Genomic DNA, 249 nt, shown 5'->3' with positions numbered 1-249 from the left:
AGCTTGGCCCGATCAGTGATCACGCCCGATGTGGCCAGCGCTCGGATCGCTCCGGCTCGGACGTCCATGTCGCTGAAACGGCCTCCCGTCCCGGTCGACCGCGCATCGGCATCAACGATCGCCTTCGCGGCGAGGAGCTCGATGTCGAGGTCCTCGATGGCGATCGACTGGGCCACCTTCTCTCCCCTCGGCTGACCGAGTTCCGGATCAGCGGTCAGGAGCTCGCGCATCACAATGGACGCCCAATCG

1 protein-coding gene is annotated in these 249 nt (G+C 65.9%); it reads right to left on the bottom strand.

Annotated features, from left to right (window positions below):
• Positions 1 to 230: hypothetical protein (locus tag ACPYOM_RS23260; RefSeq protein ID WP_481347784.1), on the bottom strand; the 230-nt coding region annotated here is incomplete at its 3' end.
• Between the last annotated feature and the right edge of the window lie 19 nt (positions 231 to 249).

It is taken from the genome of Monashia sp. HAY1-2A, from assembly GCF_056755315.1.
Note: the sequence above shows the minus strand (reverse complement) of the source record. Positions and strands in the feature narration are given on the sequence as shown.